This window comes from Camelimonas fluminis (assembly GCF_014656355.1).
In the GTDB taxonomy this organism is placed as follows: Bacteria; Pseudomonadota; Alphaproteobacteria; order Rhizobiales; family Beijerinckiaceae; genus Camelimonas; species Camelimonas fluminis.
The window spans coordinates 638,541-664,858 of the sequence record NZ_BNCG01000001.1; the positions used below are offsets into that span (position 1 = coordinate 638,541).

Sequence of the window (26,318 nt, forward strand, 5' to 3'; positions counted from 1 at the left end):
GCCCTGTGCGTTATGTCGGGGGCTGCGCCAAGGGCGCATCCCGTATTCTCCGCATGAGCGTCGCCGCGCCATCACGTGGAATTTGGTTGCTGGCGGCTTCCATGGAGCCGGCGATCATTCCACTGTGTTGCGACGGAAGCGCGGTCATTTCCGGCCAGCGCGCCTGATCGGGACGCCTGTGTGACCACGCCGCAAATCCTGTCTGTCGTAACCCTGATCGCGATGATGGCGATGTTCGTCTGGGGGCGGTTCCGTTACGACGTCACCGCTTGCATCGCGTTGATCGCCGCCGTCGCCCTCGGCGTTGTCGCCCCGGCGGATGCGTTCAAGGGGTTTTCCGACGACATCGTCATCATTGTCGCCTCGGCCCTGGTGATTTCCGCGGGCGTGCAACGCTCCGGGATTATTGAACTGGCCCTGTCGCTGACCGCGTCGCGGCTGACGCGGGTTCGCACGCAACTGCTGGCGCTGACGGTGACCGTCGGGGTTGCTTCCGGCCTGGTGAAGAATGTCGGCGCCCTTGCCATGATGATGCCGGCGGCTTTCCAGATGGCCCGCAAGAGCAAGGTCAGCCCGTCGGTGTTCCTGATGCCGATGGCCTTCGCTTCGCTGCTGGGCGGCCTGACGACGCTTGTCGGCACCTCGCCCAATATCATCGTCAGCCGCGTGCGCGAGGAGATGACTGGCAAGCCTTTCGGCATGTTCGATTATTTTCCGACCGGCTTTGGCCTGCTCGTCGGTGGGCTGGCGTTTCTGGCGTTCGGCTACCGGCTGATTCCCCGCGACCGGCGGGCGCCGCCGGATTTGAGCGACGCGCTCGACATCAGGGGGTATTGCACCGAGGCGTCGATCGGCGAGGGGTCGCCGGCAATTGACGAGATGGCGCAGGATTTCGCCGCCCGCCATCAGGGCGAGGTTACCATCGTGTCGGTGTTGCGCGGCCGGCTGCGCAGCTCCGCCTCGCCATTCACGGTTCTGCGCAAGGGCGACACCCTGATCCTGACTGGCGAGCCCGACGCCCTGGAGCGCGCCATCGCCCATGACCGGCTCAGCCTGGCGGGCCAGGACCGTGAGGCGCCGAAGGGCGCGGAGGGCGATGAGGTGGCGGTCGTCGAGGTGGTGGTCAACGCCAGTTCGTCACTGATCGGCCAGACGGCGGAACGGCTGCGGCTGCAACAGCGGCACGGGGTCAATATCATCGCCATTTCCCGCTCGGGCGAGCGGCTGCCGCGCCAGCTTGGAGCCACGGCGCTGCGGGCGGGCGACGTGATCGTATTGCAGGGCCCGCGCAGCATTTTGCCGGAAAAGATGCGGCATCTCGGGCTTCTGCCCCTGGCTGATCGCGCCCTGCGCCTCGGCAGCGCCCGCGCCGGCTGGCTGCCCCTGATCATCCTGGCCGTGGCGATGATCGCCACCGCGACGGGCGCCGTTCCGGTCGCGATCTCCTTCTTCGCCGCCGCTGGCCTGATTGTCATCAGCGGCGCCCTGACCCTGCGCGATGCCTACGATTCCGTTGAATGGCCAATACTGGTCATGCTGGCGGCGCTGATCCCCGTCAGTGATTCCCTTCGCGCCACAGGCGCCTCGCAGATCATCGCCACGCACCTGGCCACGGTGGCCACTGCGTTGCCGGGATGGGGGGCGGTGATGCTGATCATGGTGGTGGCCATGGCGGTGACGCCGTTTCTCAACAACGCCGCGACGGTGATGGTGATGGCGCCGATCGCGGCTGTGTTCGCGAAAGATCTCGGCTACCGGCCCGAAGCGTTCCTGATCGCCACCGCCATTGGCGCAGGCTGCGATTTTCTTACGCCGATCGGCCACCAGTGCAACACGCTGGTGTTTGGGCCAGGCGGCTACAAATTCACCGACTACGCCCGGCTTGGGGCGCCGCTGTCTTTGCTGGTGGTGCTGGCGGGCACGCCGCTGGTGCTCTGGGCGTGGCCGTTGCACTAGCGGATTTAACATTTGCATCCAGCTTCACATCATGCGGCATACAAATGTTAAAATCATAAATTAAATTATAAAATCAACAGGTTGCCAGTTATTCTGTTCTCGGCGTTCGCGCCACCGTTCTGGATTGCGGGGCGCGAACGCCGGAAGCAGCCGCCAGAGCATTTTCCTCTTGAGGCGCCGTCAGGGCCGCGCGTTAAATCATGGGGCTGGGCGTGGGTCCGGCAGGCTGGCGCCCTGCCGTGGCGTCGGCGGCGTCCGCCGGCGGGCTTCACGGGAATGTGTGCGGCGGCGGGTCGCGCATGTTGTCCGGCAAATGGCGCCCCGGCGAACCTGCTCTTTCGCAAAATTGGCTGTGTGCATGGCTTCTGGCCCATGGCCGCCGTTGCCACGACGGTGGCGTCGCCCTGCGGACCAGAACGGTAGGGCGGGAGAGACGAGGCTCGCGACGCCATGGTATCTCCAGATTTCAGGTGCTGAATCAGACAAAGCCCACAGAGGGGCGCCGGGGTTAAGGAGTTTCCGGATGGTGGAGAAGCAACACAAGGGCCGGTCGACGCCGGCAAGGCTGGCGAGGGGCCCCAGCCCCAGGGCTGCTGTCCTGGCGGCTGTGGCGATGCTCGGCGCGGGCGGCGCTTTGATGGCGACGACTTCCGGGGCGTCGGCCTGGTGTCGCGGCCCAGGTTGCTATGGCCCGCCAGCGGCTGGCGTGGTTGGCGGACTGGCCATTGGGGCGCTGGCCGGCGCGGCCGCCGCCGGGGCGCTTGCGCCGCCTCCGCCCCCGCCGCCGGTCGTTTATGACGAGGGGCCGGAATGTTACATGACCTCACGCCGCGTCTGGGTGGAAGGTCTGGGCTGGCGCCGTCGCCAGGTTGAGGTTTGCGACTGATCGTCTGCAACCAGGGAAGGCTCCTGCCAGGGAAGGCTCCTGCGGATTGCGTGGGAGCCGGTCCTGAAAGCCTGCCTGGACGTGTCGGGCAGGTCGGTCCGCCGGTCGTTGTTCTGACCTGCGGCGGCGACGGTCTTGCCGGCGTCAATGGATATTGTCCGTGACAGTATTCATTTGCTCAGGCGCAATCTCGCGGGACGCAAAAATCCCCCGCCGGATCTCAGTTGCCGGATCTTCGCCGCCAGATTTCCAACAAGCTCCTGGCAGGCGTGTGGCGGCTGTGTTTTCAGGCGGGTTGCGAGATATATATTGAAATCCCGACGCCATTACGTCGGGATTTTTTATTGGCTATCTTTTGCCATAGTTATTTGAAAGTATTCGTCAGGGATCAGGTTGGGTTGGTCGCTCTCTCCGCTACGGGAGGTTTGACGATGTCTATGCCTGCTTTGACGTCGATGCGTCCATGGTTCTTGCCAGCGGCGGTGTTGGCTGGCCTTCTGACATGTATGCCAGCCCAGGTCGAAGCCCAGGGGTTTCGCCACGGCGGCGGCGCTCATTTTGGAGGCCCCCATTTTGGAGGCCCCCGTTTCGGCGGACCACGCTTTGGTCCCGGCCCGGCAGGGCTGAGGCCGGGATGGGGCGGCCCGAGGCCATATTTTCATCCAGGACCCGCCTATCGTCCTGGTTGGGGTTACCGTCCAGGGTGGGGTTATCGACCCGCATACTGGCGCCCCTACTATCGCCCGTATTACTACAGGCCCGCGTATTGGGGCGGCGGCCCGTATTGGGGTTACGGCGGTTATGGCTATCCTCTCGCCGCCGGCCTGGCTCTGGGGGCCGCTGCGGCGACTGCCTACCCGGCCTACACAACATATGTGGATGGACCCTGCTATTGGGCGCCGCGACGCGTTATCGAACATGGTCGCTGGGTAAGGCGCGTCGTCACGGTCTGTTACGATCAGTAGCGCCTGCGGGAACGGGGCCCTGACAGCGGCCGTTGCGGGAATCAGACACCGGAAACAGACAAAGGCGGGGATTGCTCCCCGCCTTCTGTTTTCGGAACTCGATGGGCCTCGCGGCTTCCGCCCAGAGGCTGGGGCCGGAGACGCGGGCCTTGCGCCTATTTGGTGTCGAAGGTCTCGATATCCCGGTCCTTGGTTTCCGGCACACAGAGCAGGCCGATGACGAAGGTGGCCACCGCAATGACGATTGGATACCAGAGGCCGTAGTAGATGTCGCCGGTCTGCGCCACCATGGCGAAAGCCGTTGCCGGCAGCAGGCCGCCGAACCAGCCGTTGCCGATATGATAGGGCAGCGACATTGAGGTGTAGCGGATGCGGGTGGGGAACAGCTCCACCAGCGCGGCGGCGATTGGTCCGTAAACCATCGTCACCAGCAGAACCAGGATGAACAGCAACCCGATGACGCCAGCCACCTGCGGGCGGAAGATGTCGAACGGATGCGCCATCTTGACCACGCCGGCCTGGGCGGCGGCCAGCGGATAGCCCGCGTTCTGGAGCGCCGTCGATATGGCGGCCTTGAAGTTCTGGTCCCATGGCACGGTCACGTCATTCACCCGCACCGAAACCGGCGTTCCGGCCGCTGCCGGCTGGGTGGTGTAACGCACCGACGATTTGGCGAGGAAGTCGCGGGCCAGGTCGCATGGCGCCGTGAATATGCGGGTGCCGACGGGGTTGAACAGGTTTCCGCACTGGGCCGGATCGGCCACCACGGTCACCTTGACGTTCTCGATGGCCCGCTCCAGCGCCGGATTGGCAAGGGTGGTGATCTGCTTGAACACGGGGAAGTAGACAATGGCGGCGATCAGGCATCCGGCAAGGATGACGGGCTTGCGGCCGATCTTGTCGGACAGCCAACCGAAGAATACGAAGAAGCCGGTTCCCAACACCAGCGACCATGCGATCAGCAGGTTGGAGGTGTAGCCGTCCACCTTGACGATCGATTGCAGGAAGAACAGCGCGTAAAACTGGCCCGTGTACCAGACGACGCCCTGGCCGGCGACAAGTCCGAAGAGCGCGATCAGCACGAACTTCAGGTTCCGCCACTCGCCGAAGGCTTCCGAAAGCGGAGCCTTGGAGCGGGTGCCTTCTTCCTTCATGCGCTTGAAGGCCGGCGACTCGTCCAGCTGGGTGCGAATCCAGACCGAAACGCCAAGCAGCAGGATCGACACCAGGAAGGGAACGCGCCAGCCCCAGTCGGCAAAGGCTTGCTCGCCCACGATGGTGCGGGTGAACAGAATAACCAGCAGCGACAGGAACAGCCCAAGCGTCGCCGTCGTCTGGATCCAGGAGGTGTAGAAACCGCGCCGGCCATGGGGGGCGTGCTCAGCCACATAGGTGGCGGCGCCGCCATACTCGCCGCCGAGGGCGAGGCCCTGGAGCAGGCGCAGGGTGATCAGGATGATGGGCGCCAGGATGCCGATGGTGGCGGCATTGGGCAGGATGCCGACGATGAAGGTCGACAGGCCCATGATCAGGATCGTGATCAGAAAGGTGTATTTGCGGCCGACAAGATCGCCGATACGGCCAAACACAAGGGCGCCGAAAGGTCTCACAAGAAAGCCCGCCGCAAAGGCGAGCAGGGCGAAAATATCCCGGGTGGCGGGCGGATAGGCGCTAAAGAACTGCGCGCCAATGATCGCCGCGAGCGATCCATACAGGTAGAAATCGTACCACTCGAAAACAGTGCCGAGCGAGGAAGCGAAGACAACCTTCTTCTCTTCCCGGGTCATGGGGCGCGGCGGGGCCACGCCCCGGGATACTCCTGCCTGTGATGTCATTCCAACCTCCCTGAACGTCGTCGCTGATGCTGACGCGCCTGCCCTTGGGGCAGGTCTCCGGGCTGGCGTCGCCAGGTTCAGGTCATGTGTGAAAACACGATTCCCCGGCAGCCAGTCGTGGTCGCTGGTGAAAGGCTAGATTCCGTGTGACGTGGTGTCGCTCAGTAATAAGTATATAAATAATAAGTCTAATAATGGTTGTCCGCGTCCGGGATGTTGTTTGCGTCAGCCCGAAGCAGGCGTCGTCACATTGTTCCCGAATATCGGGCGTCATGACAAACCCAGGCATCCGACGCATTGGGGTTTTTGGCGACGCTCCAGGGCTGTAAAGCATTTCCAGCAAGGAAATGCGTCACGCTGATTTGAACTTTGCAGATTGTGGATGCGGCGGATCGTGGATGCATCGGCGTCCCAGCGGCCTGGCGTCGGACAGGCGGGACCGCAGGCGCGACATGTGGCGCAGCCAGTCCGCGTCGTAGCGAGGAACCAGGGTTTGCTCCGTCAAGCCGATTGAAGGTCGCTCTATTCCGCGACGGGAGGGCAGGCCCGCGCCACCGCGTAAAGCGAGATAGCCGCGGCGTTCGAGACGTTCAGGCTCTTGATGCGTCCCGGCATGTCGAGACGCGCCAGCGCCTGACACCGCTGGCGCGTCAGTTGCCTCAGGCCTTTGCCTTCCGCGCCCAGCACAAGGGCGAGCGGGCGGCGCATGGGCACGCCCTCAAGAACCGAATCGCCCTCCGAATCGAGCCCGATGCACATGACGCCGCGCTCGCTCATGGTTTGCAGGGCGCCGGCCAGATTGCGCACGGTGACGATCGGCACGTACTCCAGTCCCCCCGAGGCCGATTTGGCCAGCACGCCGGTCGCGGCGGGGCTGTGCCGCGCCGTGGTGATGATGGCGCTGACGCCGAACGCAGCAGCCGTCCGGACGATGGCGCCGACATTGTGTGGATCGGTGATCTGGTCGAGCACGAGGAACACGCCATCCTGCGGCATGGATTCGAGCGTCGGCGCGTCGAGCGGCTCGACTTCCGCATACAGGCCCTGGTGCACCGCGTCCGGTCCCACCAGCCGGTCGATCTGTTCGGGACGGACGATCTCGGCGGTTATGGCCGGCGTCAGGCCCGCTTCCTGCAGGCGCCGCTGCGCGTTCTCCGTAACCAGCAGGCGCAGGAAGGAGCGGCCGCTGTTGGCGATCGCTTCGGCTACCGGCCGCCAGCCATACAGCACCACCGTGTCTTCCGCATGCTCGGGCCGGTTCGCCTTCCACTCTGCCCGCGCCGCCTCGCGCCGGGCGTGATCCGGGCGGCGCCTGGGGCCCCTGGAGGCCTGGTTGCGATGATGGGGAGGCGGCCGGTTGGCGGACATGGGCATTTTCCAGACGACGTCCTTCACGGCGCGATGGCGCCGGCCGCCGTATGACGGGTGAGAGACTGGTTTGCGCGGCTGTTCTGCACGCTTCAGAACCTGTTGTCGACCGGAGGGCGCGGGAATGCGGCGCGGCGACCGCCAGATAATCCACATGTCCTGACAATTTGCGGGGCGAGGGGCGTTGACAGCGTCGGCTGCTCTCCGCATAAGAGCGCCACGTTGCCACGGCGGTTCGCCGGCCGGCGACGCACCCGGGGCGCTGGCAAGCGTCCTGCGGACATTCCGGACGATGAGGAGGGATGCCCGAGTGGTTAAAGGGGACGGACTGTAAATCCGTTGGCTATGCCTACGTTGGTTCAAATCCAACTCCCTCCACCATCGGCTCCGGAATAGTTTCTTGCGTCAGCAGATATTCAGGGCATAATCCCGGCAGACCGGGGCTGGCGTGAGTATATTCGCCACCGGCGCGGGTGTAGCTCAATGGTAGAGCAGCAGCCTTCCAAGCTGAATACGAGGGTTCGATTCCCTTCACCCGCTCCACCTCCCTGACATCTTTCCCCTATACCTGACCTTTGTGGCTCCGGCGCAATCTGGCGCGGAGGCGTTTCCTTTATGAACGTCGCTTTGCCCTGGAAGATTTTCCCGGAAACGTCATGGCGGTCGGGTCTTGAAAAGAACGCGCATCGACTGCATGTCCGCGCAAGTTTGATTTTGCAAACCACACCCGGAATTTGCTAGGGAAGCGCGCGTCACAGCCTCCGGCCGGAAAAACCTTGTCGGGACGGGCGCGGCGATGCTCCCGGGGCACAGTTGTCGGGAATGTTTCCCGTAACAGGAAAGCAAGATGGCCAAAGAGAAATTTTCGCGGACGAAGCCGCACTGCAACATTGGCACGATCGGCCACGTTGACCACGGCAAGACGTCTCTGACCGCTGCGATCACGAAGGTTCTTGCGGAGAGCGGCGGCGCCTCGTTCACGGCGTATGACCAGATCGACAAGGCCCCGGAAGAGAAGGCTCGCGGCATCACGATCTCGACGTCTCACGTTGAGTACGAGACGGCGAACCGGCACTACGCGCACGTCGACTGCCCCGGCCACGCCGACTATGTGAAGAACATGATCACCGGCGCGGCGCAGATGGACGGCGCGATCCTGGTTGTGTCTGCGGCTGACGGCCCGATGCCGCAGACGCGCGAGCACATCCTTCTGGCGCGCCAGGTTGGCGTTCCTGCGCTGGTCGTGTTCATGAACAAGGTCGACCAGGTTGACGACGCCGAGCTTCTTGAGCTGGTCGAGCTGGAGATCCGCGAGCTGCTTTCGAAGTACGAGTTCCCCGGCGACGACATTCCGATCGTCAAGGGCTCGGCGCTGATGGCGCTTGAGGACAAGTCTCCTGAGATCGGCCGCGACGCGGTCCTGAAGCTGATGGAAGCGGTTGACGCTTACATTCCGCAGCCGGAGCGTCCGATTGACCAGCCGTTCCTGATGCCGGTTGAAGACGTGTTCTCGATCTCGGGTCGCGGCACGGTTGTGACCGGTCGCGTTGAGCGCGGCGTCGTCAAGGTCGGTGAGGAAGTCGAGATCGTCGGTCTGAAGGACACGACGAAGACGACGGTGACCGGCGTTGAAATGTTCCGCAAGCTGCTGGACCAGGGTCAGGCTGGCGACAACATCGGCGCGCTGGTTCGCGGCGTGAAGCGCGAGGACGTTGAGCGCGGCCAGGTGCTGTGCAAGCCGGGTTCGGTGAAGCCGCACACGAAGTTCAAGGCTGAAGCCTACATCCTGACGAAGGAAGAGGGTGGCCGTCACACGCCGTTCTTCACCAACTACCGTCCGCAGTTCTACTTCCGCACGACGGACGTGACGGGCGTGGTGAGCCTTCCCGAAGGCACCGAGATGGTGATGCCTGGCGACAACATCGCCATGGAAGTGACGCTGATCGCGCCGATCGCCATGGAAGAGAAGCTGCGCTTCGCCATCCGTGAAGGCGGTCGCACCGTCGGCGCTGGCGTCGTCTCCTCGATCATCGAGTAATCTCTTGGGTCCGGGGGCGCGCCGGAATGACGGCGCGTCCTTTTCTATTGAAGTACGTCGGCCCGGAGGGGTCTTATGATCAACGGTCAGAATATCCGAATTCGCCTCAAGGCGTTCGATCACCGCATCCTCGATGCGTCGACCCGTGAGATCGTCTCGACGGCGAAGCGGACGGGCGCACAGGTTCGTGGCCCCATCCCGCTGCCTACCCGTATCGAGAAGTACACGGTCAATCGTTCGCCTCACATCGACAAGAAGTCGCGTGAGCAGTTCGAGATGCGCACCCACAAGCGCGTTCTCGACATCGTGGACCCGACCCCGCAAACCGTGGACGCGCTGATGAAGCTCGACCTCGCCGCCGGTGTTGACGTCGAAATCAAGCTCTGACGAGCGTTATTGCCGACGGTTGCCTCGGCACGCCTTAGAGGATACGCAAATGCGCTCAGGCGTCATTGCACAGAAGGTGGGGATGACACGCATCTTCACCGAAGCGGGCGAGCATGTGCCCGTTACCGTTCTGAAGCTCGACCAGTGCCAGGTGGTCGCGCATCGCACCCTCGACCGTAACGGCTACACCGCCCTCCAGGTCGGTTCGGGTTCGGTCAAGGTCAAGAACGTCAGCCGCGCCCAGCGTGGTCATTTCGCCGTGGCCAACGTTGAGCCGCGTCGCCGTCTCGCCGAGTTCCGCGTGGAGCCGGAGCAGCTGATCCCGGTCGGCGCCGAGATCACCGCTGACCACTTCGTTGCTGGCCAGTTCGTGGACGTCACCGGCACGTCGACCGGCAAGGGCTTCGCCGGCGGCATGAAGCGCTGGAACTTCGGTGGTCTTCGGGCGTCGCACGGCGTGTCGATCTCCCACCGTTCGATCGGCGGCACCGGCGGTCGTCAGGATCCGGGCAAGGTGTTCAAGGGCAAGAAGATGCCTGGACACATGGGCGCCGAGCGGGTGACCACCCAGAACCTGCGCGTCGTCCAGACCGACGTCGAGCGCGGCCTGATCCTCGTCGAAGGCGCCGTTCCTGGCGTTGCCGGCGGCTGGATCATGGTTCGCGACGCGGTCAAGCGCGCGCTTCCGAAGGAAGCCCCGGTTCCGGGCGCTTTCCGTGAGCGCGGCGCGGCCGCCGCTGAAGCTGCTTCGGAGGCTCCGGCCACTGACGGGCAGGAGACGACGTGATGAAACTCGAAATCACCACGCTTGAAGGGCAGAGCGCCGGTTCGGTCGACGTCGATGACGCGATCTTCGGTCTTGAGCCCCGCGCCGATCTGATCCATCGCTACGTGCGGTGGCAGCTCGCCCGCCGTCAGGCCGGAACCCATGCTTCGCAGGGTCGTTCCGACGTGGCCCGGACGCGCAAGAAGGTCTACAAGCAGAAGGGCACGGGCAGCGCCCGTCACGGCGCCGCCAGCGCGCCGCAGTTCCGCGGCGGCGGCAAGGCCTTCGGTCCGGTTGTGCGCGATCACTCGCACGACCTGCCGAAGAAGGTCCGCGCCCTGGCCCTGCGCCACGCCCTGTCGGCCAAGGCGAAGGACGGCTCGATTGTCGTTCTCGACAAGGCTGCTGTGGCCGAGCCGAAAACGAAGGCCCTGCGCGGCCAGTTCGGCAAGCTTGGCCTGAGCAACGCCCTCGTTGTCGACGGCAGCGAGCTGGACGCCAACTTCAGCCTCGCGGCGCGCAGCATTCCGAACGTCGACGTGCTGCCCGTCCAGGGCATCAACGTCTACGACATCATTCGCCGTGAGAAGCTCGTGCTGACCAGGGCGGCAGTCGACGCGCTGGAGGCGCGCTTCAAATGAGCAGCACTCGCCCCACTGACGTGCGCCATTACGACGTGATCATCTCGCCGGTGATCACCGAGAAGGCGACCGTTCTGTCGGAACAGAACAAGGTCGTCTTCCGTGTGGCCAAGAATGCAACCAAGCCTGCGATCAAGGCGGCGGTTGAGAAGCTGTTCAACGTGAAGGTTGCGAGCGTCAACACGCTCGTCACCAAGGGCAAGGTCAAGCGGTTTCGCAATACCCTTGGCCAGCGCTCTGACGTCAAGAAGGCCGTTGTCACCCTGGTTGATGGCGAGTCCATCGATGTGACGACCGGTCTGTGAGCGGATACGGGAATTTGTAGCAATGGCACTTAAATCCTACAATCCGATCACGCCGGGCACACGCCAGCTGGTTCTCGTCGACCGCTCGACCCTGTACAAGGGCAAGCCGGTCAAGACGCTGACCGAAGGCAAGTCGCATTCGGGTGGTCGTAACAACAACGGCCGCATCACCGTTCGCTTCCGTGGCGGTGGTCACAAGCAGAGCTATCGTCTCGTCGACTTCAAGCGTCGTGAGAACCTTGGCGACGCCGCGACGGTCGAGCGTCTGGAATACGATCCGAACCGCACCGCGTTCATCGCGCTGATCAGGTTTGCCGACGGCAAGCTGTCGTACATCCTGGCGCCGCAGCGTCTGGCTGTTGGCGACACCGTGATCGCCGCTGAACAGGCTGACATCAAGCCCGGCAACGCGATGCCGATGGCCAACATGCCGATCGGCACGATCGTGCACAACATCGAGACCAAGATCGGCAAGGGCGGTTCGATCGCCCGGTCGGCCGGCGCTTACGCGCAGATCGTTGGTCGCGATCATGGCTACGTCATTGTGCGCCTGAATTCGGGTGAGCAGCGTCTGGTTCATGGTCAGTGCTTCGCCAGCGTTGGCGCTGTGTCGAACCCCGACCACATGAACACCAACATGGGCAAGGCGGGTCGTCGTCGCTGGCTGGGCCAGCGTCCGCACAACCGCGGCGTCACCATGAACCCGATCGACCACCCGCACGGCGGCGGCGAAGGCCGTACCTCAGGCGGTCGTCACCCGGTCACTCCGTGGGGCAAGCCGACCAAGGGCAAGAAGACGCGCGCCAACAAGCGCACGGATGCCTTTATCGTCACCAGCCGGCACAAACGGAAGAAGTAAGGAACCGCACGATGGCGCGTTCAGTATGGAAAGGTCCGTTTGTCGACGGATACCTTCTCAAGAAGGCCGACGCAGCCCGCGCGTCAAGCCGTTCGGAAGTCGTGAAGATCTGGAGCCGTCGCTCCACCATTCTTCCGCACTTCGTCGGCCTGACGTTTGGCGTCTACAACGGCCAGAAGCATATTCCCGTTCAGGTTTCCGAAGAGATGGTCGGTCACAAGTTCGGCGAATTCTCACCCACCCGCACCTATTATGGGCATGCGGCTGACAAGAAAGCGAAGAGGAGGTAAGCATGGGTAAGCCTGCCAATCCCCGCGCTCTTGCCGACAACGAGGCCCGCGCCGTGGCGCGGAACCTCCGCGTTTCTCCGCAGAAGCTCAACCTGGTCGCGCAGCTGATCCGCGGCAAGAAGGTGTCTCGCGCCCTGGCTGACCTTGAGTTCAGCCGCAAGCGCATCGCCGTCGATGTCCGCAAGACGCTGCAGAGCGCCATCGCCAACGCCGAGAACAACCATGACCTCGACATCGACGACCTGGTCGTCGCCGAGGCGTTCGTCGGCAAGGGGCTGGTGATGAAGCGTTTCCATGCCCGCGCCCGCGGTCGTGGCACGCGTATCGAGAAGCCGTTTGCGAACCTGACCATCGTGGTTCGCGAAACGCCCGCGACAGCCTGAGGACGGGATCATGGGTCAGAAAGTCAATCCGATCGGTCTTCGCCTCGGCGTCAACCGCACGTGGGATTCCCGCTGGTTCGCGCGCAAGGGCGAGTACGGTCAGCTGCTGCACGAAGACGTGCGGATCCGCGAAGCGCTGCGCAAGATGCTGAAGCAGGCTGCTGTTTCGCGCATCGTCGTCGAGCGTCCGCACCGCAAGTGCCGCGTCACCATCTACTCGGCGCGTCCGGGCGTTGTGATCGGCAAGAAGGGCGCGGACATCGACAAGCTGCGCCGCGCCGTGGCGAAGATGACCGACGCTGACGTCGCCATCAACATCGTCGAAGTGCGCAAGCCGGAGATCGACGCGACGCTGGTCGCCGAGTCGATCGCGCAGCAGCTCGAGCGTCGCGTGGCGTTCCGCCGCGCCATGAAGCGCGCCGTTCAGTCGGCGATGCGTCTTGGCGCCGAGGGCATCCGCATCAACTGCTCCGGCCGTCTGGGCGGCGCCGAGATCGCACGTATGGAATGGTATCGCGAAGGTCGCGTGCCGCTGCATACGCTGCGCGCTGACGTCGACTATGGCGTGGCCACGGCCTTCACTACCTACGGCACGTGCGGGATCAAGGTCTGGATCTTCAAGGGTGAGATCCTGGAGCATGATCCGATGGCCCAGGACAAGAAGATGAACGATGACGGCGGCCGCTCGCAGGCGCGTCGCGGGTCGGACGCGTCCCGGTAAGGGGCGCGGAGACCAGGAGCAGAAGCAATGCTGTCGCCCAAAAGAACCAAGTTCAGGAAGCAGTTCAAGGGCCGTATTCACGGTGTCGCCAAGGGTGGAACCGATCTCAACTTCGGTGAGTTCGGCCTCAAGGCGCTTGAACCCGAGCGCATCACCGCGCGTCAGATTGAAGCGGCCCGCCGCGCCATCACGCGTCACATGAAGCGCGCTGGCCGCGTCTGGATCCGTATTTTCCCGGACCTTCCGGTTACGGACAAGCCGACCGAAGTGCGTATGGGTAAGGGCAAGGGCTCGCCAGAATATTGGGCTGCCCGCGTCAAGCCCGGCCGCATCATGTTCGAGCTGGACGGCGTGAACGAAGAAATCGCCCGTGAGGCGCTTCGTCTCGGCGCCGCCAAGCTGCCGATCAAGACGCGCTTCGTGCAGCGCATCGCCGAGTGAGGAACTGGCAATGAAGACGAAAGACCGGCTTGCCGACCTCAAGCGGATGTCGGCGGACCAACTCGGCGAAGAGTTGGTGAAGCTGAAAAAAGAGCAGTTCAATCTGCGGTTCCAGCGTGCTACAGGGCAACTGGAAAACACGAATCGCGTGCGTGAGGTCCGTCGGGACATCGCCCGCATCCGCACGCTGCAGGCCCAGCCTGCCGCTCCAAAGGCTTGAGGAGGCGGGAATGCCGAAGCGCGTTCTCCAGGGAACGGTCGTCAGTGACAAGGGCGACAAGACTGTGGTGGTGAAGGTGGAGCGTCGCTTCACCCATCCGCTGTTCAAGAAGACCGTCCGCCGCACCAAGAACTACCATGCTCACGATGAGGGCAATGTGTTCAAGGTTGGCGACGAAGTGCTGATCCAGGAATCGAAGCCGATTTCGAAGACCAAGTCCTGGGTGGTGCTGGAGAAGTCGGGCCAGGCCTGATTTCCCCGTCACATACGGCGAGGGGACGCCAGATCCCCGTCAGTCGTAGTCCGGCGCTGCGCGCGTCGGAAACCGGCTGAGACAGAGAAAGGATCTTGCCATGATCCAGATGCAGACGAACCTTGATGTCGCTGACAATTCCGGCGCTCGCCGCGTCATGTGCATCAAGGTGCTTGGGGGCTCCAAGCGCAAGTACGCCGGCGTTGGCGACATTATCGTTGTGTCCGTCAAGGAAGCCATTCCGCGCGGTCGCGTGAAGAAGGGCGACGTCATGAAGGCGGTCGTCGTGCGCACCGCGAAGGACATCCGTCGCGCTGACGGCTCCGTGATCCGTTTCGACAACAACGCGGCCGTTCTGATCAACAATCAGAAAGAGCCGGTTGGCACCCGTATTTTCGGACCGGTGCCGCGCGAGCTGCGCGCGCGCAATCACATGAAAATCATTTCGCTCGCCCCTGAGGTGCTCTGATGGCTGCGAAGATCAAGAAGGGCGACAAGGTCGTCGTCCTCACCGGCCGTGACCGGGGCAAGTCTGGCGAAGTCGTTCAGGTGTTGCCGAAGGAAAACCGCGCTGTGGTCCGTGGCGTCAACCTGGTGAAGCGTCACCAGCGTCAGACCCAGACCGCGCAGGGCGGCATCATCAGCAAGGAAGCGTCGCTCGATCTGTCGAATGTTGCGCTGGCCGATCCGAAGGACGGCAAGGCGACGCGCGTTGGTTTCAAGGTTCTTGACGATGGCCGCAAGGTGCGCGTCGCCAAGCGTTCCGGGGAAGTGATCGATGGCTGAGAAAGACAGCAAGAAGGTCGCCAAGGCCAAGGCGCCGAAGGCTGACAAGGCCGAGGTCGCTGCTGGCGCGCGTCCGCGCACCCCTGAAGGCTACGCCGCGCGTCTGCGCAAGCACTACGACGAAGTCGTGCGTCCGCAGCTGATCGAAGAGTTCGGCTACGCCAATCCCATGCAGGTTCCGCGCATCGAGAAGATCGTGCTGAACATTGGCGCTGGCGAGTCGACGGGCGACAGCAAGAAGGCGAGCGTCGCCGCCGAAGACCTGACCCAGATCACCGGCCAGAAGGCCGTTGTGACCCGCGCCCGCAAGGCTATCGCGACGTTCAAGCTGCGCGAGAACATGCCGATCGGCGCGAAAGTGACGCTGCGCAACATCCGGATGTACGAGTTCCTCGACCGTCTGGTGACCATTGCGCTGCCGCGTGTCCGCGACTTCCGCGGGCTCAATCCGAAGTCCTTTGACGGGCGCGGAAACTACGCTTTCGGCATCAAGGAGCACATTGTGTTCCCTGAGATCAACTACGACAAGGTCGACACCATGTGGGGCATGGACATCATTGTCTGCACCACCGCGACGACCGACGCCGAGGCTCGCGCGCTCCTGAAGCACTTCAACTTCCCGTTCCGGCAGTGAGCAGGGCTGCCTGCTCATACGCGGACACCGGAGAATACTGATATGGCGAAGAAGAGTTCGATTGAGAAGAACAAGCGTCGCGAGAAGCTGGTCAAGCAGTACGCTGGCCGTCGCACGCGTCTTCTCGAGATCGCTGAGGACAAGAACCGTCCGATTGAAGAGCGGTTTGAAGCCGTTCTGAAGCTTGCGCAGCTGCCGCGCAATTCCAGCCCGACGCGCGTCCGTAACCGTTGTGAGGTTTCGGGTCGTCCGCGCGCCTATTATCGCAAGCTCAAGATGTCGCGTATCGCGCTTCGCGAGCTCGGATCCCAGGGTCTGATCCCGGGTCTGGTCAAGTCGAGCTGGTAAGGAGAGCGCCATGGCTGTGAATGATCCCATCGGCGATTTGCTGACCCGCATCCGCAATGCGCAGATGCGTCGTCGCCCCCGCGTGACCAGCCCCGGTTCCTCGCTGCGCGCCCGCGTCCTGGACGTGCTGCAGCAGGAGGGCTATATCCGCGGTTTCACTGTGACCGAGTACGGCAACGGCCGCACCGAGTTCGAGATCGAGCTGAAGTACTTTGATGGCCAGCCGGTGATCCGCAAGATTGAGCGTGTCTCCAAGCCCGGCCGTCGGGTCTATGCTTCCGTCGACGCCATGCCGCGCGTGGCTGACGGTCTTGGCGTCACCATTCTCTCGACGCCGAAGGGCGTCATGGCCGATCATACGGCTCGCGAGAGCAACGTGGGCGGCGAAGTGCTCTGCAAGGTCTTCTGACCAGCAGCGTTGTCGAACCCACGGGGGACCATATTATGTCTCGTATCGGAAAAAAGCCGGTTACCGTGCCGTCCGGCGTCACTGCGACGGTCGACGGTCAGCTGGTTAAGGTCAAGGGCTCGAAGGGCGAACTGTCCTTCGTCGTTCCTGACGATGTGTCGGTTTCTTTCGCTGACGGCTCCATCTCGGTGCAGCCGCGCGACGAATCCAAGAAGGCCCGCTCTCTTTGGGGCATGTCGCGTTCGCAGGTCAGCAACCTGATCGAGGGCGTCAGCAAGGGCTTTGAAAAGAAGCTCGAGATCAACGGCGTCGGCTACAGGGCCGCAGTCGCTGGCAAGACGCTGAAGCTGTCGCTTGGCTTCAGCCACGACGTTGACTACCCGGTGCCGGAAGGCATCGCTATCGTGACGCCGAAGCCGACGGAAATCGTCGTCTCCGGCATCAACAAGCAGCAGGTCGGTCAGGTCGCAGCTGAGATCCGCGAATATCGTGGCCCCGAGCCTTACAAGGGCAAGGGCGTCAAGTACGCCAACGAATTTATCTTCCGCAAGGAAGGCAAGAAGAAGTAAGGATCGAACATGGCTTCGAATCAAGGTTCGAGCGATCGCCGCAAGGCGCGCGTTCGCCGCGCTCTTCGGGCCGCCGCCAATGGCCGTCCCCGGCTGTCGGTGTTCCGGTCCTCCAAGCAGATTTACGCCCAGATCATCGATGATGTGAAGGGCGTGACCCTGGCGGCGGCTTCCACGCTGGAGAAGGATCTGCGTTCCGGTCTGAAGACCGGCGCGGACGTCGAAGCGGCGAAGATGATCGGCAAGCTCGTTGCAGAGCGCGCTGTCGCCGCTGGCGTGAAGGACGTCGTGTTTGATCGCGGCTCCTACATCTACCATGGCCGCGTCAAGGCCCTGGCTGACGCCGCCCGTGAGGGTGGCCTCAACTTCTGACGGCGCCAGACGTCCATTATGGCTGCACGGCAGGTCGCTCCGGAAGGGGCGGCCTGTTCGCGTCAGCCTTTTTGGCGTTTCGCCCAAAGAGGCATTGCGGCGAACATTTGTTTTAGCGAGCGGGGGCCGCAGCCCGCGAAAGTGAGATGGTTATGGCAAGAGACAGGCAGCCGCGCGAAGAGCGCGAGCGCGACAGCGAATTCGTTGATCGCCTTGTACATATCAATCGTGTCGCCAAGGTCGTGAAGGGTGGTCGCCGTTTCGGCTTCGCCGCTCTCGTGGTCGTGGGCGACCAGAAGGGCCGCGTTGGCTTCGGTCACGGCAAGGCCCGTGAGGTTCCGGAAGCGATCCGCAAGGCGACTGAAGCCGCCAAGCGCACGCTGGTCCGCATTCCGCTCAAGGAAGGCCGCACCCTGCATCACGACGTCAACGGCCGTTGGGGCGCTGGCAAGGTCGTGCTGCGCGCCGCCGCTCCGGGTACTGGCATTATCGCCGGCGGCCCGATGCGCGCCGTGTTCGAGACCCTGGGCGTGGCCGACGTTGTCGCCAAGTCGCTCGGTTCGTCGAACCCGTACAACCTGGTTCGCGCGACGATCGACGCCCTGAAGCAGGAAGACAGCCCGCGTTCGGTGGCCGCGCGCCGTGGCCTGAAGGTTTCGACCCTTCAGTCGCGCCGTCGTGACGCCGGCTCTGACGTTTCCGCTGAAGCGTGAGGGAGGGCGACATGTCCAAGGCTCAGAAGACAGTGACGGTTGTGCAGATCGGTAGCCCGATCCGCCGCGTGTCCACCCAGCGCGCGACGCTGGTTGGTCTCGGTCTCAACAAGATGAACAAGCGCTCGACGCTGCCCGACAATTCCGCCACCCGCGGCATGATCGAAGCAGTGAAGCACCTCGTTCGCGTCGTGGACGGGGAGTGAGAAACATGAAGCTCACAGACATTCGCGATAATCCGGGCGCTACCAAAGAGCGCATGCGCGTTGGCCGCGGCATCGGTTCCGGCAAGGGCAAGACCGGCGGCCGTGGCGTCAAGGGTCAGAAGTCCCGTGCTGGCGTGGCCATCAAGGGTTTCGAAGGCGGCCAGATGCCTGTGCATCGCCGTCTGCCGAAGCGCGGCTTCAACAACATTTTCCGCAAGGACTACAACGAGGTTAATCTCGGCCGGCTGCAGGTGGCGATTGACGCCGGCAAGCTGGATGTGTCTGCGCCGGTGACTGCTGACGTGCTCGTGGCCGCTGGCGTTTGCGCCAAGGCCCGCGACGGCGTGCGTATCCTTGGCGTCGGAGAACTGAAGGCGAAGCTCGTCCTGCAGGTTGCGGGCGCGTCCCGCTCTGCCGTAGAAGCGGTGGAGAAGGCGGGCGGCGTCGTCACGATTCTCGGCGGTGAGGCTGCTGCGGAAGCTTGAGATAACATCTCAGGTTTATGTGATATCCGTCTGAATTTGTTAAAATTTCAAAGACGGTCCTGAAACCGGAGGGCGGCTCGCCGCCCTCCATTGGGGCCCGAGGGTCAAGCGCATGGCATCGGCAGCTGAACAGCTCGCTTCCAGTCTCAATTTCAGTTCGCTCGCCAAGGCGGAGGAGCTGAAAAAGCGGATCTGGTTTACGTTGGGCGCGCTGATCGTCTATCGCCTCGGCACCTATATCCCGCTCCCGGGCGTCAATCCGGACGCGGTGGCCGATATTTTCCGCCAGACCCAGGGCGGCGTGCTCGGCCTGTTCAACATGTTTTCCGGCGGCGCTGTCGGGCGACTGGCGATTTTCGCCCTGAACATCATGCCGTACATTTCGGCCTCCATTATCCTGCAGCTGCTGACGAGCATCGTGCCGTCGCTGGAGCAGCTAAAGAAGGAGGGCGAGCAGGGCCGCAAGGTCATCAATCAGTATACCCGTTACCTCACGGTCGTCCTGGCGCTGTTCCAGGCCTGGGGCATCGCGGTTGGTCTTGAGAGCTCGGGCAACGTTGTCCTTGAGCCCGGACTGTTCTTCCGTATTTCCACGGTGATCACGCTGTTGGGCGGCACCATGTTCCTGATGTGGCTTGGCGAGCAGATCACCGCCCGCGGCATCGGCAATGGCGTCTCGCTGATCATCTTCGCCGGTATTGTCGCGGAACTGCCGCAGGCCATTGCCGGCACTCTTGAACTCGGCCGCCAGGGCGCCCTGTCCACCGGCATCATTCTCGGCGTGCTGGTCATGGCCGTCGCCGCGATCGCCTTCATCGTTTACATGGAGCGGGCGCAGCGCCGGCTGCTGATCAACTATCCCAAGCGTCAGGTGGGCAACCGCCTTTACGAGGGGCAGACCTCGTTCCTGCCGTTGAAGCTCAACACCGCTGGCGTCATTCCGCCGATCTTCGCTTCGTCGCTCCTGCTGCTGCCGACCACCATCGCCAGCTTCTCGCAGGGCGGCGATGGCACGGGGTTCCTCGCGAGCATGTCGGCGTACCTCGGTCACGGCCGTCCGCTGTATATCGTGCTGTATGTGGCGCTGATCGTTTTCTTCGCCTTCTTCTACACGGCTATCGTCTTCAACCCGTCTGAGACCGCCGACAATCTGAAGAAGCAGGGCGGCTTCATTCCAGGCATCCGCCCGGGCGAACGCACGGCGGATTTCATCGACTATGTGCTGACGCGCATCACCGTGATCGGCGCGGCCTATCTGGCCCTCATCTGTCTGCTTCCCGAACTGCTGATTTCCTATGCCTCGCTTCCCTTCTATTTCGGCGGCACCTCGCTGCTGATCGTCGTGAGCGTCACGATGGACACGGTTGCGCAAGTGCATGGCCATCTGCTCGCGCACCAGTACGAGGGCCTCGTCAAGAAGGCCAAACTTAAAGGGGGACGGCGTAAATGAGACTGATTCTTCTGGGCCCTCCGGGCGCGGGCAAGGGCACCCAGGCGAAACGTCTGGTCGAGCGTTATGGCATTCCCCAGCTGTCTACCGGCGATATGCTGCGCGCTGCGGTTGCCGCTGGCACGCCGATTGGTCTGAAGGCCAGGGCGGTGATGGACGCCGGCCAGCTCGTCTCCGACGACATTGTGATCGGCATCGTGGCGGATCGCATCGAGGAGCCTGACGCGAAGAAGGGTTTCATCCTCGACGGCTTCCCGCGCACCGTGGCGCAGGCCGAGGCCCTCGGCGACATGCTCGCCGGCAAGGGATTGAAGCTCGACGCCGTCGTTGAGCTCGTTGTTGATCAGGATGGTCTGGTGAACCGGATCATCAATCGCGCCAACGAATCGAAGGCCAATGGCGAACCGGTTCGCGCGGACGACGATCCGGAAGTCTTCAAGACCCGTCTGGCTGCTTACAATCGCGACACGGCGGTTGTCGCGCCATTCTATGAGGGCAGGGGCCAGCTCAGCCGCATTGATGGCGAGCAGCCGATCGACGCCGTGAGCTCAGCGCTCTATGCGGCGCTTGACAAGGTTGACGCCTGATCCTTTTGGGGTTAACAGGGCGCAACTTTTCCGATCGGCGCCGTTCTTTCCTCAAGAGGGACGGCGCTGTTCGTATTGCGTTTCCCGCAAGGCCGGCCTCCACCGGATGCGGGTTCAGCCGCGGATTTGCGGCGTTCATCAGACCCGGCGCAGACGCGCCGGCCACATGGAGACGACATTGGCTCGTATTGCTGGCGTAAATATTCCGACGAACAAGCGCACCGTTATCGCGCTTCAGTACATTCATGGCATCGGCGCGAAGTTCGCCTCCGAGATCTGCGAGAAGGTCGGCATTCCGGCCGAGCGTCGCGTCAACGAGCTGACCGACCAGGAGGTTCTGCAGATCCGTGAGACCATCGACCGCGACTATCTGGTCGAAGGCGACCTGCGTCGCGAAGTGTCGATGAACATCAAGCGCCTCATGGACCTGGGTTGCTATCGCGGTCTGCGTCACCGTCGCGGCCTGCCGGTTCGCGGCCAGCGCACCCACACCAACGCCCGCACCCGCAAGGGCAAGGCGAAGCCGATCGCCGGCAAGAAGAAGTAATCAGCGGCTGGGTCTCCAGTCTGTGGCGGAGCAGGGGTCCTGCTCCGCGATGTTTTGTCCCGAGCGCCTGGCAATACGGGCGCGCCTGAAGGAAGTGGTTTATGGCCAAGGAAGTTACCCGCGTTCGTCGCCGCGAGCGCAAGAATATCGTTTCCGGCATCGCGCACGTGAACGCCAGCTTCAACAACACGCTGGTCACCATCACCGACGCGCAGGGCAACACGATCTCCTGGTCGTCCGCCGGCACGATGGGCTTCAAGGGTTCGCGCAAGTCGACCCCGTATGCGGCTCAGGTGGCCGCCGAGGACGCGGCCCGCAAGGCTGCCGAGCACGGCATGCGCACGCTTGAGGTTGAAGTTTCCGGTCCTGGCTCCGGTCGTGAGTCCGCCCTGCGCGCCCTGCAGGCCGCCGGCTTTACCGTGACCTCGATCCGCGACGTGACGCCGATCCCGCACAACGGTTGCCGTCCGCGCAAGCGCCGCCGCGTCTGATCCTGATGGCCCCGGCTTGCCGGGGCTGCGCCGTTTGCGGCGCGCCGCCCTTTAACGTGGCGTTGGCGCGCCGCCCCTTATGAGATCCGCAGAGGTGTGCTCGTGATCCAGAAAAACTGGCAGGAACTGATCAAGCCGGGCAAGCTCGAGGTGTCCGGCAGCGATGACCGCAGGCACGTGGCGACCCTCGTGGCAGAGCCGCTTGAGCGTGGCTTCGGCCTGACGCTTGGCAACGCCTTGCGGCGCGTCCTCCTGTCGTCTCTCCAGGGCGCTGCGGTGACGGCGATCCAGATCGACGGCGTGCTGCACGAGTTTTCGTCGGTGCCTGGCGTTCGTGAAGACGTCACCGACATTGTGCTGAACGTGAAGATGATTGCCATTCGCATGCAGGGCGAAGGCCCCAAGCGGATGACGTTGCGCAAGCAGGGCCCCGGCCTTGTCACCGCTGGCGACATCAACACGGTTGGCGATATCCAGATTCTCAACCCTGACATGCCACTGTGCACGCTGGACGACGGCGCCGAAGTGCGCATGGAGTTCACGGTCAACACCGGCAAGGGTTATGTGCCGGCTGAGCGCAACTGCCCCGAGGACGCGCCCATCGGCCTGATCCCGGTGGACAGCATTTTCAGCCCGGTGCGCAAGGTTTCCTACCGCGTCGAGAACACCCGCGAGGGACAGGTTCTGGACTACGACAAGCTGACGCTTGAAGTGGAAACCAATGGCGCGGTTTCGCCGGAAGACGCTGTGGCTTACGCCGCGCGCATCCTGCAGGACCAGCTTGCCATCTTCGTCAACTTCGAGGAGCCCCGTCGCGAGGAAGCAGGAGCCGCGGCCGCGCCGCAGCTGCCCTTCAACCCGGCGTTGCTCAAGAAGGTGGACGAGCTGGAGTTGTCGGTCCGTTCGGCCAACTGCCTCAAGAACGACAACATCGTCTACATTGGCGACCTTATCCAGAAGTCGGAAGCGGAGATGCTTCGCACCCCGAACTTCGGTCGCAAGTCGCTCAACGAGATCAAGGAAGTTCTCGCGACCCTTGGCCTGCACCTCGGCATGGACGTGCAGGGCTGGCCGCCGGAGAATATCGAAGACCTCGCCAAGCGCTTCGAAGAACACTACTGAGCTTTATGCGCCGGCCACTTGATGGCCGGCCAAACAAGAGAGCGGCCGTACCGTGGCACGGCGGCCGCATAAATCTGGAGATAGCCAATGCGTCACGGTTTTGCCCATCGTCGTTTCAACCGCTCTTCCGAGCACCGCAAGGCGATGTTCGCCAACATGGCTGCGGCGCTGATCAAGCATGAGCAGATCGTCACCACCCTGCCGAAGGCGAAGGATCTCCGTCCGATCGTCGAGAAGCTGGTGACCCTTGGCAAGCGCGGCGACCTGCACGCCCGTCGTCAGGCCATTGCCCAGATCCGTGACCAGGATCAGGCTCGCAAGCTGTTCGAAGTGCTTGGCCCGCGCTACAAGGCGCGCAACGGCGGCTACCTGCGCATCATGAAGGCTGGCTTCCGCTTTGGCGACAACGCTCCGATGGCTGTCATCGAGTTCGTCGATCGCGACGTCGATGCAAAGGGCAAGGACTCTGGCCCGACCCAGCAGGGCGCTGACGAGGCGTGATTGTCCCGTTCCGCGGACATTTGACGAAGGGCGGTGTTTTCACCGCCCTTTTTTATTGCCCGAATGGCGGTATTCCGGGCGGTGATTTCTTGTGGTCGCCATTTTTCCGATTGAATCGTGCAGGATTCTGGACCAGTCCGGGCCAGGCGGTGTCCAGCCAGCCAGACGGAAACGTCGGGTCGCGCAAGGTTTGTCCGGAGCAGGGAGGCATGGGGCCTTCAATCGCGGTTCGGTGGTTTTCCCTGCGGGGGAGCTTCAGGCGCGCGTTGGTTCAGGTTTGGCTCCCCGGAGCGCGAGGTGGCGGGCGATGGGGCTTCAGCCCGCCCGGCGGGGCGCATGAAGGTTTTATCTGAGGCGGGATCCGGTTGCGGCGTCCGGCCATGTGCGTGGGAGAGTAAAGGATGCGGATGGTTATTGGCGCCCATGGCATGCGGCCGGCCCGGATGGCGATGCGCAGGAGCGTGGTTTCACGTTCTGCGGTCATCGCCGCCGCGGTTTTCATGGCGACTGTCGTGGTTGCGCCGTCCATGGCGTTGGCGCAGACCCGCGAAGTTCCCCAGGGGCGTGGCGAGATCCAGCTGTCGTTCAGCCCGATCGTCAAGAAAGTGGCCCCGTCGGTGGTCAACGTCTACGGTGCGCGGGTCGAGCGTCAGCAACAAAATCCGTTGTTCGAGGACCCGTTCTTCCGGCGCTTTTTTGGCGGCGACTTCGGGGTTCCGCGCGAGCGGGTGGCGCGTTCGCTTGGCTCGGGCGTGATTGTTGATCCGTCGGGCATCATCGTCACCAATCACCACGTCATCGAGAACATGACGGAGGTGAAGATCGCCCTGGCCGACAAGCGCGAGTTTGAGTGCGATATCGTGCTGCGCGATCCACGCACCGATCTGGCGGTGCTTCGCATCCGCGACAAGGGCGTGAAATTGCCGGCCATGGAGCTTGGTGATTCCGATGCGCTGGAGGTCGGCGACCTGGTGCTCGCTATCGGCAACCCGTTCGGCGTCGGTCAGACGGTGACCCAGGGCATTGTTTCGGCCCTGGCGCGCACCCAGGTCGGCATTGGCGACTACCAGTTCTTCATCCAGACCGACGCGGCCATCAATCCCGGCAATTCCGGCGGCGCCCTCGTCGACATGAAGGGGCGGCTGGTCGGGATCAATTCGGCCATCTATTCGCGTTCCGGCGGCAGCGTCGGCATTGGCTTCGCCATTCCGGCCGCCATGACGCGGGTGGTAGTGGAATCGGCGAAGAGCGGGGGCAAGCTTGTGAAGCGCCCCTATTTCGGCGGGCGGCTGCAGGCGGTGACCGCTGACATTGCCGAGAGCGTTGGGCTCGATCGGCCAACCGGCGCCATGGTGGCTGATCTGCGGCCAGGTAGCCCGGCGGCCGCGGCCGGCCTGAAGCGCGGCGATGTCATCCTGTCCGTGGATGGGCAAGCGGTGGATGACCCGGACGCGTTTGGTTACCGGCTGGCGACCCGGCCGATGGGCGGGGAGGCGACGCTGACGGTGCAGCGCGGCTCCCGCAAGGAAACTGTCAGGATCCGTCTGGCGCCCGCTCCGGAAACGCCGGCCCGGGATGAGGTGAAGCTGTCGTCGCGCACGCCGTTTGGCGGGGCCACGGCGGCCAACCTGTCGCCGGCGGTCGCCGAGGAACTGTCCATGGACGTGTCGGGCGCGGGCGTGGTGATTCTGGATATTGGCGAGGGTTCCAGCGCGGCGCAGGTTGGACTGAAAAAGGGCGACGTCATTGTGGCCGTCAACGGCGAGAAGGTTGGAACGTCGCGTGAACTCGACGCGGCCCTGTCCCGTCGCGCCCGCTATTGGGAAATCACCATCAAGCGCGGCGAAGAGGTGTTCACCGCCGTTCTGGGCGGCTGAGACCACTGCTGGTCAGCGCCGGGCCGCGAGCCCGGCCACTGATCCAGTGGGAGCGCCGATCGGGCGCCTGCTCAGGATGCGTATTTGATCGCGCAACCGTAAGCGCGGGTTTGCGGCGCGCTCACCGGCTTTCCACTACTGAGTTCAGCCAGCGCCTCACGCACGTAATTGCGCGCGCCCTGAACTTCGGCGACGTCCGTGCCAGGCTTGTCATCGATGGCGCCCAAATAGGCGAGCTTGCCGTCCGGCGCGATGACATACATGTGCGGCGTCGCCCGCGCGCCATAGGCGCGGCCGACCTTGCCGTCGGGATCGAACAGCACCTGGGCTGGCGTGGCGCTGCGGCTGGCGGTCAGACGGTTGGCTTCCTCCGCCGAAACGGCGCCCTGCTCGCCGGGCGCGGACGAAATGATGGTGAGCCAGACAACGCCTGCCCCGGCGGCCTCCTTCTGCAACTTCTGCATGTTGCCGCTGGAGTAGTGTTTTTTCACGAATGGACATTCGTGATTGGTCCACTCCAGCACCACGGTCTTGCCCTTGAAGTCGGCGAGGGAAATTTTGCCGCCTCCGGCTGAGGCCAGGGTGAAAGCCGGCGCAACGGAGCCGGACTTCACTGGCGGCGGAGCGGCGAGAGCAGGCAGGCCGGTCGCCAGGGCCAGGCCGGCAAGGGCGCTGCCCGCGAGCAGATGACGGCGTGAGAGACAAAAGGGGTGGCTCATCCTCATTCTCCTTGGCGATGCAATGCTGGCGGGCGCCGTGGCGCCGTCATTCCGGAAAATTTGCTCCGGACAGGCCCGGGCATGCCAAATGCCCTTGATTCCCTGCGTTCTCCGGCAATGCGAAGACCAGCGCCTGGAAACGCTTTCAATCAGAAAATAGCGCGAATGCCGGCTTCAGTGTGAGCGGA

34 protein-coding genes and 2 tRNA genes are annotated in these 26,318 nt (G+C 63.5%); 33 read left to right on the top strand and 3 right to left on the bottom strand.

The genetic code is table 11. The features are described from left to right. Positions 1-180: 180 nt before the first annotated feature. The gene (locus tag IE243_RS02650; protein ID WP_191317751.1) at positions 181-1,956 is read left to right on the top strand and encodes an SLC13 family permease; all 1,776 of its coding nucleotides are present in this window, start codon (positions 181-183) and stop codon (positions 1,954-1,956) included. Between the two features lie 523 nt (positions 1,957-2,479). Continuing rightward, positions 2,480-2,842 (top strand): hypothetical protein, encoded by a 363-nt coding sequence (locus IE243_RS02655; RefSeq protein WP_191317752.1) that lies wholly within the window; start codon positions 2,480-2,482, stop codon positions 2,840-2,842. A gap of 1,120 nt (positions 2,843-3,962) precedes the next feature. Here IE243_RS02655 and IE243_RS02660 read toward each other — a convergent pair. Both IE243_RS02660 and rlmB read right to left on the bottom strand, forming a co-directional pair. Further along, on the bottom strand, positions 3,963-5,594 hold the full coding sequence (locus IE243_RS02660) for an MFS transporter (RefSeq protein ID WP_191317932.1): 1,632 nt from the start codon (positions 5,592-5,594) through the stop codon (positions 3,963-3,965). A 570-nt stretch (positions 5,595-6,164) separates the two neighbouring features. Beyond that, a complete protein-coding gene (gene rlmB / locus IE243_RS02665; RefSeq protein ID WP_191317753.1) occupies positions 6,165-7,010 on the bottom strand; it encodes a 23S rRNA (guanosine(2251)-2'-O)-methyltransferase RlmB in 846 nt (281 codons plus the stop codon). Between the two features lie 296 nt (positions 7,011-7,306). Here rlmB and IE243_RS02670 point away from each other — a divergent pair. The 31 genes from IE243_RS02670 to IE243_RS02820 all read left to right on the top strand — a co-directional run bounded on the left by IE243_RS02670 (position 7,307) and on the right by IE243_RS02820 (position 25,411). Then, positions 7,307-7,391, top strand: a tRNA-Tyr gene (locus IE243_RS02670). Positions 7,392-7,479: 88 nt separating this feature from the next. Next, positions 7,480-7,553: transfer RNA gene (locus IE243_RS02675), tRNA-Gly, on the top strand. A gap of 304 nt (positions 7,554-7,857) precedes the next feature. Then, positions 7,858-9,048, top strand: a complete 1,191-nt coding sequence (gene tuf, locus IE243_RS02680; protein ID WP_191317754.1) for an elongation factor Tu — start codon at positions 7,858-7,860, stop codon at positions 9,046-9,048. A gap of 78 nt (positions 9,049-9,126) precedes the next feature. Then, a complete protein-coding gene (gene rpsJ / locus IE243_RS02685; protein ID WP_132010777.1) occupies positions 9,127-9,435 on the top strand; it encodes a 30S ribosomal protein S10 in 309 nt (102 codons plus the stop codon). 49 nt (positions 9,436-9,484) lie between these two features. Then, positions 9,485-10,222, top strand: a complete 738-nt coding sequence (gene rplC, locus IE243_RS02690; RefSeq protein WP_191317755.1) for a 50S ribosomal protein L3 — start codon at positions 9,485-9,487, stop codon at positions 10,220-10,222. After that, positions 10,222-10,842 carry a 50S ribosomal protein L4 gene (gene rplD, locus IE243_RS02695; protein WP_191317933.1) on the top strand — a complete coding sequence of 207 codons (621 nt, stop codon included), beginning with the start codon at positions 10,222-10,224 and terminating at the stop codon, positions 10,840-10,842. Before rplC ends, rplD begins: the two co-directional genes overlap by 1 nt. After that, a complete protein-coding gene (locus tag IE243_RS02700) occupies positions 10,839-11,147 on the top strand; it encodes a 50S ribosomal protein L23 (protein ID WP_132010728.1) in 309 nt (102 codons plus the stop codon). The genes rplD and IE243_RS02700 overlap by 4 nt, the downstream gene beginning before the upstream one ends. A 22-nt stretch (positions 11,148-11,169) precedes the next feature. Continuing rightward, positions 11,170-12,006, top strand: coding sequence for a 50S ribosomal protein L2 (gene rplB, locus IE243_RS02705; RefSeq protein WP_191317756.1), 837 nt, complete (start codon positions 11,170-11,172; stop codon positions 12,004-12,006). Between the two features lie 11 nt (positions 12,007-12,017). Then, the gene (rpsS, locus tag IE243_RS02710; RefSeq protein ID WP_191317757.1) at positions 12,018-12,296 is read left to right on the top strand and encodes a 30S ribosomal protein S19; all 279 of its coding nucleotides are present in this window, start codon (positions 12,018-12,020) and stop codon (positions 12,294-12,296) included. Positions 12,297-12,298: 2 nt separating this feature from the next. Continuing rightward, entirely contained in the window at positions 12,299-12,679 is a 381-nt protein-coding gene (rplV, locus tag IE243_RS02715) for a 50S ribosomal protein L22 (RefSeq protein WP_132010734.1), read from the top strand. 10 nt (positions 12,680-12,689) lie between these two features. Next, a complete protein-coding gene (gene rpsC, locus IE243_RS02720) occupies positions 12,690-13,400 on the top strand; it encodes a 30S ribosomal protein S3 (RefSeq protein WP_191317758.1) in 711 nt (236 codons plus the stop codon). Between the two features lie 27 nt (positions 13,401-13,427). After that, positions 13,428-13,841, top strand: coding sequence for a 50S ribosomal protein L16 (rplP, locus tag IE243_RS02725; protein ID WP_132010738.1), 414 nt, complete (start codon positions 13,428-13,430; stop codon positions 13,839-13,841). Positions 13,842-13,851: 10 nt separating this feature from the next. After that, a complete protein-coding gene (gene rpmC / locus IE243_RS02730) occupies positions 13,852-14,061 on the top strand; it encodes a 50S ribosomal protein L29 (RefSeq protein ID WP_132010740.1) in 210 nt (69 codons plus the stop codon). Positions 14,062-14,071: 10 nt separating this feature from the next. Then, entirely contained in the window at positions 14,072-14,314 is a 243-nt protein-coding gene (gene rpsQ, locus IE243_RS02735; protein ID WP_132010742.1) for a 30S ribosomal protein S17, read from the top strand. Between the two features lie 100 nt (positions 14,315-14,414). Continuing rightward, entirely contained in the window at positions 14,415-14,783 is a 369-nt protein-coding gene (rplN, locus tag IE243_RS02740) for a 50S ribosomal protein L14 (protein WP_191317759.1), read from the top strand. Next, positions 14,783-15,100, top strand: a complete 318-nt coding sequence (gene rplX, locus IE243_RS02745; RefSeq protein ID WP_132010746.1) for a 50S ribosomal protein L24 — start codon at positions 14,783-14,785, stop codon at positions 15,098-15,100. Before rplN ends, rplX begins: the two co-directional genes overlap by 1 nt. Beyond that, complete coding sequence (rplE, locus tag IE243_RS02750) at positions 15,093-15,734, top strand: 50S ribosomal protein L5 (protein ID WP_191317760.1); 642 nt, start codon at positions 15,093-15,095, stop codon at positions 15,732-15,734. The genes rplX and rplE overlap by 8 nt, the downstream gene beginning before the upstream one ends. A 42-nt stretch (positions 15,735-15,776) precedes the next feature. Further along, entirely contained in the window at positions 15,777-16,082 is a 306-nt protein-coding gene (rpsN, locus tag IE243_RS02755) for a 30S ribosomal protein S14 (RefSeq protein ID WP_132010750.1), read from the top strand. Positions 16,083-16,092: 10 nt separating this feature from the next. Further along, complete coding sequence (gene rpsH / locus IE243_RS02760) at positions 16,093-16,491, top strand: 30S ribosomal protein S8 (RefSeq protein ID WP_132010752.1); 399 nt, start codon at positions 16,093-16,095, stop codon at positions 16,489-16,491. 35 nt (positions 16,492-16,526) lie between these two features. After that, positions 16,527-17,060 carry a 50S ribosomal protein L6 gene (gene rplF, locus IE243_RS02765; RefSeq protein ID WP_191317761.1) on the top strand — a complete coding sequence of 178 codons (534 nt, stop codon included), beginning with the start codon at positions 16,527-16,529 and terminating at the stop codon, positions 17,058-17,060. Between the two features lie 9 nt (positions 17,061-17,069). Then, positions 17,070-17,432 carry a 50S ribosomal protein L18 gene (rplR, locus tag IE243_RS02770; protein ID WP_191317762.1) on the top strand — a complete coding sequence of 121 codons (363 nt, stop codon included), beginning with the start codon at positions 17,070-17,072 and terminating at the stop codon, positions 17,430-17,432. A 152-nt stretch (positions 17,433-17,584) separates the two neighbouring features. Continuing rightward, positions 17,585-18,145 carry a 30S ribosomal protein S5 gene (gene rpsE, locus IE243_RS02775; RefSeq protein WP_191317934.1) on the top strand — a complete coding sequence of 187 codons (561 nt, stop codon included), beginning with the start codon at positions 17,585-17,587 and terminating at the stop codon, positions 18,143-18,145. Between the two features lie 11 nt (positions 18,146-18,156). Further along, positions 18,157-18,351 (top strand): 50S ribosomal protein L30, encoded by a 195-nt coding sequence (rpmD, locus tag IE243_RS02780; protein ID WP_191317763.1) that lies wholly within the window; start codon positions 18,157-18,159, stop codon positions 18,349-18,351. A gap of 5 nt (positions 18,352-18,356) precedes the next feature. Continuing rightward, positions 18,357-18,836 carry a 50S ribosomal protein L15 gene (gene rplO / locus IE243_RS02785; protein ID WP_191317764.1) on the top strand — a complete coding sequence of 160 codons (480 nt, stop codon included), beginning with the start codon at positions 18,357-18,359 and terminating at the stop codon, positions 18,834-18,836. A 112-nt stretch (positions 18,837-18,948) separates the two neighbouring features. Continuing rightward, a complete protein-coding gene (gene secY / locus IE243_RS02790) occupies positions 18,949-20,286 on the top strand; it encodes a preprotein translocase subunit SecY (RefSeq protein ID WP_191317765.1) in 1,338 nt (445 codons plus the stop codon). Beyond that, entirely contained in the window at positions 20,283-20,873 is a 591-nt protein-coding gene (locus IE243_RS02795; RefSeq protein ID WP_191317766.1) for an adenylate kinase, read from the top strand. The genes secY and IE243_RS02795 overlap by 4 nt, the downstream gene beginning before the upstream one ends. Before the next feature lie 178 nt (positions 20,874-21,051). After that, positions 21,052-21,420 (top strand): 30S ribosomal protein S13, encoded by a 369-nt coding sequence (gene rpsM, locus IE243_RS02800; protein WP_132010767.1) that lies wholly within the window; start codon positions 21,052-21,054, stop codon positions 21,418-21,420. Between the two features lie 101 nt (positions 21,421-21,521). Continuing rightward, positions 21,522-21,911 carry a 30S ribosomal protein S11 gene (rpsK, locus tag IE243_RS02805; RefSeq protein ID WP_132010769.1) on the top strand — a complete coding sequence of 130 codons (390 nt, stop codon included), beginning with the start codon at positions 21,522-21,524 and terminating at the stop codon, positions 21,909-21,911. A gap of 102 nt (positions 21,912-22,013) precedes the next feature. Continuing rightward, entirely contained in the window at positions 22,014-23,033 is a 1,020-nt protein-coding gene (locus IE243_RS02810) for a DNA-directed RNA polymerase subunit alpha (RefSeq protein WP_191317767.1), read from the top strand. An 87-nt stretch (positions 23,034-23,120) separates the two neighbouring features. Further along, on the top strand, positions 23,121-23,534 hold the full coding sequence (gene rplQ / locus IE243_RS02815) for a 50S ribosomal protein L17 (protein WP_191317768.1): 414 nt from the start codon (positions 23,121-23,123) through the stop codon (positions 23,532-23,534). A gap of 500 nt (positions 23,535-24,034) precedes the next feature. Then, the gene (locus IE243_RS02820) at positions 24,035-25,411 is read left to right on the top strand and encodes a Do family serine endopeptidase (protein WP_244642732.1); all 1,377 of its coding nucleotides are present in this window, start codon (positions 24,035-24,037) and stop codon (positions 25,409-25,411) included. Between the two features lie 71 nt (positions 25,412-25,482). Here the strand turns inward: IE243_RS02820 and IE243_RS02825 are convergent, their stop codons facing one another. Beyond that, the gene (locus IE243_RS02825) at positions 25,483-26,130 is read right to left on the bottom strand and encodes a thioredoxin family protein (protein WP_191317769.1); all 648 of its coding nucleotides are present in this window, start codon (positions 26,128-26,130) and stop codon (positions 25,483-25,485) included. Positions 26,131-26,318: the final 188 nt, after the last annotated feature.